Genomic DNA, 6183 nt, shown 5'->3' with positions numbered 1-6183 from the left:
GCTGGCATCTGTTTCTTCTTGCAGGCGGTCCTGCAGGCGCTGCTTGATCCGCTGCTTCATTTCACTGGCGGCCGCCCGGGTAAAGGTAATGACCAGAAGCTGGTTAACCTCCAAGTGGTCGTCCATGATTTCCCGGATGACCCGTTCAACCAAAACACTAGTTTTGCCTGAGCCGGCAGAGGCTGAAACCAAAATGTCCTGCCCCCGGCTTTCAATGGCCCTGGCCTGGTCTGGTGTATATTTTACAGCCATGCTATTTCCTTTCTATGTACCATTCCTTATCTCCTCTGCCGCAGCCGCTTTTCTACCAAAGCCAGCAGATCTGCCTTTTTAAGGCTTGGCAGGTCCCGGTAAGAGTTAGTTGGCAGCTGCTGGTCAAAGTAGAAGATATCCTTGTAGTCGCTAAATGCTAGGCCGGTATTGTTGCCTTGCCGGAAAGGATTCAAGGCAATCTTCCCACTTAAAATCTCGCTGGCCGCGTCCTCAATCAAGGCTTCGGCGTATTCCAGCAGCTCCTGCATCTCATCTTGGCTGAAGAAGTTGTCTTTTTTGCCAAAGCCGCCGCTCTTGTTAAGTTTGAGGCCCCGGTAAACCGGACTGCTTGCCTTTTTCTCAAGGGCTTTGTCGACTTCCTGGTACCAGGCTGGCTCACTGACAAAGACCCCGGACAATTTCAACTTGTCTTCCCCGCCCAAAAGGTTCTCTTTCAGCTGCAGCTTGCTGTCAAACAAGGCGCCAGTTGATGAGGAGTTGATGGAATTCAGCTTCCGGGTGACATATTGGTAAAAGGCCCCCAGGAGGTCAAACTGCCGCCCGCCGGCCAGGAGGTCCTGGTTCTTCTCCAGAACGTCCAAATAGGCGATCATCTGCAGGTCCACCCCGCTGGCAAAACGGGCCAGGTTGAAGCTGTGGTCGGAAGACTTGTAGTCGATCAGCTGGCCTAAAACGTGCTGGTCCCCATTAAAGAGGTCGACCCGGTCGATTTTGCCCCGGAGGCTGATCTTCCGCTGGCCGGCAAACTTCTTCAAAGGCAAGACCAGGCCGGCCAGCTTTTCAGCCGGGCCAAAGGCCAGTTCCCCGTAAGTAGCCCGCATCTTGTTTTCCTGCTGCTTGCGCCGGTAGCTTTGGGCCACCTTACTGGTCGTCTTGTCAAAGGCCTTGAAAAGATATTCATTGAAAGGATCACGCAAGAACTGCTGGTAGAGTGGTTCTTGCAGGATCTTGCTTCTGACTTGCTTGAGCAAAAGCTCCAAGTCCAGCTCGCTGAGCTTGTCAATTTCGATATTTTTCTTTTGCATTTCCTTGAGCAAAAGCTCAAAGGTCCGGTGGAAGTAGTTACCGGACTGGATGGCATTCAGCTCATTTTCTGCCCGGGGCCGCAGGCGGAGGCCATAGTTAAGGAAGTATTCAAAAGAATTCTGGTAGTAGCTTTCCAGCTGGGAGACTGAAGACAACAGGTCCTTGCCGTACAGGCGCTCAGCTAGGTCTTCTGAGATGTCTTGCGGGTTATTGTCATAGGCCATCCCTTCCGCGATTTCCTCAGCCTTTTCTTCCTCATACTGCCGGCTGAGTTCGACCAGCTTGGCCACCAGCGGGCTTTGGGCGGAATTTTTCTCAGCATAGGCCAGGTAGCCTAAGCTGGCCCTTGGACTGGTCAAAAAGAGCAAAAGCTGGCGGGCAAATTCAGTCCGGTCTTTTTCAGCAGTATCTGGCAAGTCCCTTTGCCGGTATTCCCGGCCGTTAACCAGCTTCAGCAGGCGCTTGTAGTAAATGGAAGGATCCAGCAGGTCATTATTGGAATTGATCACCGGATAGGAGATGTAGACCCGGTCAGAGGCCAGGGCCAGGGCATTGCCAAATTGGTATTCCTGGTCCAGGTTGCGCAGCTGCTGACTGTCTTCCAGGTAGGCCTCCTGGTCAAAAAAGTCTGCCAGGCTGGCCAAGTTTTCCGTAGTCAAAAAGTTGGGCTGGTCGTTGACTTGCGGCAGGCTGCCATTGGCTGCTCCGATGATGAAGACCTGCTTGTAGCCGCTGGTCTGCACCATCCCGTATTCTGACAAGGTGACGGCGTCCAGGCTGGCCGGAATCGTCGCGAAATTGGCCTGGGAAAAGGCTGCCGTCAGCATCTTAAAGAAGTCAGCCCAGTCAAAGTTTTCCGGGTTGACCAAGAGGTAGTCTTTGAGCAAAGACAAAAGCAGATTCCAGCACTGCTCCGGCTGCTGGGCCTGCTGCAGGTCTCCGCTCTCGCTGGCCTTTAAGCGCCAGGCTTCCAGGCGGGCGCTGACCCCGTTTTTGACCAAGAAGTCAAAAAAGAGCTTGACGGCGGTCATGCTGTCTTTTTCACTCTTCAGCTGGCGGGCAAGCCGGGAGATCTTGCTGACAAAAAAGTCCCGCAACTTGTCCAAGCGGTCCAGCCACTTTTGGTACTGTTCTTGGTCCAGGGCGATAACCTGGGCTTTGGTAAAGTCCTTGAGGGGCTTTTGCCAAAGGCTGTACTTGATTCCGTGGGCCAGGGCAAAGTTTTCCAGCTGGTCGACGTCGCGCAAATACGCGGCTTCCCCGGCTTCTGCATCCCCTTCTAAATACCAGTCAGGGATCAAGAGGCGGGTCTTCATGATGCTCAAAAGAGCTGGCGTGTCTCCTGCCTGCTGGAGAAGCTTGCCCAAATTTTCCAGCAAAAGCACCAAGGGGTGGTACTTCATCTGCTGCTGCAGGTCGTCAAAGAAGGGAATCTGGTTTTGCCGCAAAATCGGAGCCAGGTAAGTTTCATACTCCTGCAAATTCGGGGCCAGGACCAAAAAGTCTCGGTACTGGCAGCCCTTTAAAGCCACCTCGTCATAGATGGTCCGGGCCACGAAATATGCTTCAGCGTAGCGGGAATCTGCTTTAACCAGCTGGAGGTTATCTAAATCCGGCTGGCCCTGTCCCTGCCAGGCCTGGTTCAAGACCCTGGCCGGACTGACTGGACTGGCGATTTTTTCTCTCTCCCAGGCAAAGTCATGGGCGGAAAAGTAGTCGGTCAAGTCCTTGATCGTCTTCTGAACCACATAGTCGTATTCCCCGGCGGCCGGCTCAATCACGCTGCCGTCAGCCGTCTTGAAGGCGAAGGTCATCTCGCTGGCAAAAGCTGCCAGCAGCTGCATGGTCATTTTTTCCTGAATGGAAAAATGGGAGAAATCAGTCACGTAGAAGCTGGCCTGGCTGACCAGGTCCGGCCGGCTGGCCAAAAGCTGGTTCAGCTGGATGTTCAGTTCATCCTTGGTGGCGAAGTGCTTTTCACTGACGATTTCTAAAAAGTCCTGGTAGATCAAGTCCAGGTCGTGCAGCTTGTCCCTGGTCTCATTATCCAGGTCCAAGGCCACCGCCGGGTCGGCTGCCCGCTCCAAAAGATTGCCCAGGTCCAGCTGGCCGGTATGAACCTGCAGGATCGTGCTGTAGACCTGCTTAATCATGCCGGAATTGGCGTGGGAATTTTTGAAAAGCAGCAGTTCATCTCTGCGCTTGTCGATGATCTGCTCCAAAATCATGGTCGCGGCAGCGTCATCCAGGCTTTCAGGCATGAGCAGGTCGACCTTTTTAAAGAAAAACCAGGCCAGACGGGAGAAGGACAGGACGTGCAGGTTCTTGACGCTGGTCTCTTCCCGCCCTTGAAGTTGGGCGACTTTGCCTATTGCGGCAACTTCTGTGTTAAACTTGATATGGTTTGGAACAATAATAAAGGTATCTTTGCCGGGCTGGGCCAGATAATTGCGGGCAGCCCGGCCGATGATCTCAGTTTGCAGGGGATCGGACTGTCTGCCGGTTATAATTTTGATCATTGCTTCCACTCCTTTGTTGACTGATCGGTCAATCTAAATTTTATCAATCTCTTTCCTTTTTGGGAACTGATTGCCATTGATTCTAAGCAAACGTTAACCGAACTAACAAATTAATTTTTTGAGGTGATTCTTTTTGCAGACTTCATGTACTGCTCATGGAAAAGTAATTTTGATCGGCGAGCATTCTGTTGTTTACGGCTATGACGCCCTGGCTATGCCAATTCAGGCCCTGCACATCAAGACGACCGTCAGTGATTATGCCGACCCGGTCTGGATGGACACCAAGCTCTACCAGGGTCCTTTTTTTGACGCGCCTGCTGACTATAACGGCCTTAAGTATGTCGTCAAGGAGCTTTTGACTAGAAGCGGGAAAAATCCCCAGATCAAGCTTACCTATACCGGGGAAATTCCCATGGAGCGCGGACTTGGCTCCTCAGCTACCGTCGCTTACGGTACTACCGTGGCCTTGAGCCAATACCTGGGCTTGAAGTTAAGTGCAAGTGAAGTTATGGACATCACCAACCAGGCAGAAACGATCAACCACGGCAAGGCTTCCGGCCTGGACGCGGCCACGGTCAATTCCGATTACCTGGTCTTTTTTAATAAACAAAAGGGCGTAAAAAAGCTCTCCTCAAAATTAGGTGCCAGCCTTTTGATCATGGACACGGGCGATTTGGGCAATACCAGAGAAGCCGTCACTATGGTCGCCAAGCTTTTAAATGAGTCACCTGACGCGCAAGTTAGAATGCGCAAGCTGGGACAACTGGCTGACGAAGTCAAAGCTGCCTGGCTTGAGCAAGACCCGGAGACCGTTGGTAAATTATTCAATGAGGCCCAGGAGCTTTTAGCTTCCTTTAACTTGTCGACAAGCAAGATCGACCGGATCTGCCAGATTGCTGATAAAGGCGGGGCTTTAGGCTGCAAGTTGTCTGGCGGCGGCCTGGGCGGAATCGTCATCGCCCTTTGCAAGGATGCCGCTTCCTGCGAAGAGATTGCCCAGGCTTGCCAAGCAGAAATCAGTAACTACTGGATTGAAGAGATTTAATTTTTGCCCAAAAATTATTAAAAACAGAATTACACAGTAAAGGAATGTGAAACAGATGAGTAAAACTGCTCGCGCCCATACCAATATCGCCTTGATCAAGTACTGGGGCAAGAAGGACGCCAAATTGCGCCTGCCGCTCATGTCCAGCCTGTCCATGACCCTGGATGCCTTCTATAGCGACACCAAAATCTCAGACAGCGAGCAAATGTCTTTTAAATTAAACGGCCAAGACGTTTCCGGTCCAGCCGCTGACCGCGTTTTCGCCTACCTCTGGGCCATGCAGGACCGCTTCGGAGTCAAGGGAAATTTGGCGGTTGAATCGGTCAACCAGGTGCCAACCGCGGCTGGCCTGGCCTCTTCCAGCTCTGCCTTCGCCGCCATGGCAGCGGCTTTTGCCGACCACTACCAGTTAGGCGTTGACCGGCAGGAATTGTCCAGAATGGCCAGGATGGGATCGGGCTCAGCTTCAAGATCTGTTTTCGGCGGTTTTTCCGTCTGGCAAAAAGGCGATAGTGACCAGACTTCTTACGCCTACCCGCTAGACGAAGAGCCAGACATGGACCTGCGCCTTTTGGCTGTTGAAATCAACGACCAGGAAAAGAAGATTTCTTCAACCAAGGGGATGGAAATGAGCAAGAGCTCCCCCTTCTACCAGGTCTGGCTGGACAGAAATGACAGTGAGATCAAGGAGATGGAAGAAGCGATTAAGCAGGCTGACTTTAGCAAATTGGGTTCTCTGGCTGAATTAAATGCCAGTGAGATGCATGCTTTAACCTTCACCGCTGTCCCCGGCTTTACCTATTTTGAACCTAATACCATCAAGGCCATCAAGCTGGTCCAGGACCTGCGCCAGCAAGGGCTGGAGTGCTACTACACCATTGACGCCGGCCCGAACGTCAAGGTCCTCTGCCAGGGGAAAAATTCGAAAGATATTATTAATTGCTTTGAGTCCTCCTTTGATCGTGTTAAGATTATTGAGGCAGGTTTTGGTCCAGCAGTCACTCTGTTGGACTAAAGCTTATTTAATTGTCTATAATTGCTAACTTCCCATAAATTACTACTCAAAGTGCTCTATCACTTGATATATCAACCTTTTAGAGGATTTCGTTGAGTTTAAGTTACAACTCAAAAAATATTATCTTAAACTTCGAAAAAGGCCGTAATAGTAGGCTTCTCAGACATTGAGTTGTAAAATCCTGGGAAATTAGCAATAATGTTTTAGAACGTAATATAAAAAGAAAAAATTCGCCAATTGCAAGAATAAATTGAACACTTACCATAACATCTAGCAGATTTTGACTATCTACGCCGGTAAATGCG

The 6183-nt window shown here is 51.1% G+C and carries 4 protein-coding genes; 2 read left to right on the top strand and 2 right to left on the bottom strand.

The genetic code is table 11. The features are described from left to right. A partial coding sequence (locus FD23_RS10595) for a UvrD-helicase domain-containing protein (protein WP_236743900.1) occupies nucleotides 1-252 on the bottom strand: 252 nt, incomplete at its 3' end. A gap of 26 nt (nucleotides 253-278) precedes the next feature. Beyond that, a complete protein-coding gene (locus tag FD23_RS06250) occupies nucleotides 279-3818 on the bottom strand; it encodes a PD-(D/E)XK nuclease family protein (RefSeq protein ID WP_025896041.1) in 3540 nt (1179 codons plus the stop codon). A 133-nt stretch (nucleotides 3819-3951) separates the two neighbouring features. Between FD23_RS06250 and mvk the strand changes: the two genes are divergently transcribed. Further along, entirely contained in the window at nucleotides 3952-4863 is a 912-nt protein-coding gene (gene mvk / locus FD23_RS06245; protein ID WP_025896039.1) for a mevalonate kinase, read from the top strand. 55 nt (nucleotides 4864-4918) lie between these two features. Then, nucleotides 4919-5878 carry a diphosphomevalonate decarboxylase gene (gene mvaD / locus FD23_RS06240; protein WP_025896038.1) on the top strand — a complete coding sequence of 320 codons (960 nt, stop codon included), beginning with the start codon at nucleotides 4919-4921 and terminating at the stop codon, nucleotides 5876-5878. Nucleotides 5879-6183 lie beyond the last annotated feature (305 nt).

It is taken from the genome of Lactobacillus delbrueckii subsp. delbrueckii DSM 20074 = JCM 1012 (assembly GCF_001433875.1).
GTDB lineage: Bacteria > Bacillota > Bacilli > Lactobacillales > Lactobacillaceae > Lactobacillus > Lactobacillus delbrueckii.
Note: the sequence above shows the minus strand (reverse complement) of the source record. Positions and strands in the feature narration are given on the sequence as shown.

Bases quoted from the DNA above. Each gene is read 5' to 3' on its own strand.
- FD23_RS06250 (WP_025896041.1), bottom strand. From the start codon at position 3,818: ATGATCAAAATTATAACCGGCAGACAGTCCGATCCCCTGCAAACTGAG.
- mvaD (WP_025896038.1), top strand. From the start codon at position 4,919: ATGAGTAAAACTGCTCGCGCCCATACCAATATCGCCTTGATCAAGTAC.